This window comes from Pseudoalteromonas sp. APC 3694, from assembly GCF_030407565.1.
Classification (GTDB): domain Bacteria; phylum Pseudomonadota; class Gammaproteobacteria; order Enterobacterales; family Alteromonadaceae; genus Pseudoalteromonas; species Pseudoalteromonas tetraodonis.
On record NZ_JASDDE010000122.1, the window covers coordinates 1 to 1,752 of the forward strand.

At 44.2% G+C, this 1,752-nt stretch carries 1 protein-coding gene; it reads left to right on the forward strand.

The genetic code is table 11. The features are described 5' to 3' along the window. The first annotated feature begins 142 nt into the window (after nucleotides 1-142). Nucleotides 143-1,663, forward strand: a complete 1,521-nt coding sequence (locus QMA00_RS18765) for an ISNCY family transposase (RefSeq protein WP_138765230.1) — start codon at nucleotides 143-145, stop codon at nucleotides 1,661-1,663. Nucleotides 1,664-1,752: the final 89 nt, after the last annotated feature.

Sequence of the window (1,752 nt, forward strand, 5' to 3'; positions counted from 1 at the left end):
TGTGTTAACACCAAGCGACTTTGTCGTATCTTAATTACCAAGCGATTCTGTCGTAATCGCTAATTACCAAGGGAATTTGTCGGTCACTTTTTTACGTGTCTGTTAGTGTTTTGTTTTTGGAATACTAGAAGGCATGTTGAGGATGATTGTGATGGATTCTAAAGCTCAACTCACCGTTGACATCATAGCTAAAGTGGTTGAAGGCAGGATAACAATTGCCAATGCTGCTAAGTTACTCAGTAAGTCTCGACGCACTATTGAACGCTACGTAAAGCAATATCAGCAAGTTGGTATTCAATTCGCTGTTCATGGTAACAGTGGCAAAGCCCCACCCAACAAAACGCCGGTATCAATAAAAAAAGTGGTTCAAAAATTGATTCAGGAAAAATATTACGATTTGAATCTGTTGCACTTGGCTGAACAATTAGCTACGAATGAGAACATTGTTATTAAGCGTGAAACCCTACGCGGTTGGGCACATGATATTCATCACGTTAAACGAGCCAAACGAAGACGTAGCAATGTTCGAAAGCGCAGAGAGCGCATGGAAGCACCGGGTCTAATGATGCAAATGGATGGCAGTCCACATCGCTGGTTTGGGGATAAAAAGCACTGTTTAATTGCCATGATTGATGATGCGACCAGTGAAGTATATGCTGAGTTCTTCCCGTCAGAGACCACCGTTGGATGCCTGAAAGTCATGAGAGAATGTATCGAAACGAAAGGTGTGTTTAAAACGCTTTATGTGGACAGAGCCGGTATCTTCGGCGGCCCTAAACGCTGCAACTTCTCACAGATGCAGAGGGCTTGTGAGGAGCTGGGCATTGAAATCATCTTTGCCAATTCACCCCAAGGCAAAGGCCGTATTGAGCGAGCATTCGATACCTTCCAAGACCGCCTTGTTCCCGAGCTTAGGTTGAACAATATTAACGATATTGCCGCTGCCAATGCCTACCTTAAGCATGTCTTCATTCCGCAGTTCTGGCAGTCGAAAGTTCAAGTAAAATCACAGCAAGCACCTGAATTTACGCCTCTGTCGAAACACATCAACCTTGATGATATCTGCGTCATTAAAGACCATCGTAAAATACGTAACGACCATACCTTCAGTTATGGCAATAAGTTCTACCTAATAGATTCACCGCTCAAGCACTCCATTGCCAATCAGAAAATCGAGATAAGGAACACGAGTAAAAAAGGGTTTACCGCTCACTTCGCTGGTCGCAAACTCAAGATCTCGGAAGTAAATGAACCAAGCAAACTGGCATCAGAAGACTTGGCAGTACAGAAGAAACTTGAAGTATTAGCGTTAATCGAAAAACTCGGAAGCGTCAGCGCTGCATCACGCCAAAGTGGCGTATCACGAGACACTATTCATCGGCACTTAAGACTAGTTAAGCGAGGTGGCCCTGAAGCATTAAAACGCCAAGAAACACCTAATCTACGGCACAAAAACTGTGTGGATAAGGCGATAGAAGACGCCGTTGTGCAATTCTCAATTGAACACCCTCACCTTGGTCAGCAGAAAGTCGCGATAAAGCTCAGTGAAGCCCTTGGTGTTGATATTAGCGCGGGCGGTGTGCGCAGCATGTGGCTAAGAAACAATATGAATACCACCGCATTGCGAGTCGAAAAATCTAATGCTCTGGTTGAATCGGCATAAAAGGTAGCCAGTTTAGCAACTGGCTGATATGCTATTTACGACAAAGTCGCTCGGTAATTAGACCGACATAATCCCTTGGTAATCACACT

What these genes read in the sequence shown, in the direction of transcription:
- QMA00_RS18765 (WP_138765230.1), top strand. Translation starts at nt 143, where the DNA reads ATGATTGTGATGGATTCTAAAGCTCAACTCACCGTTGACATCATAGCT.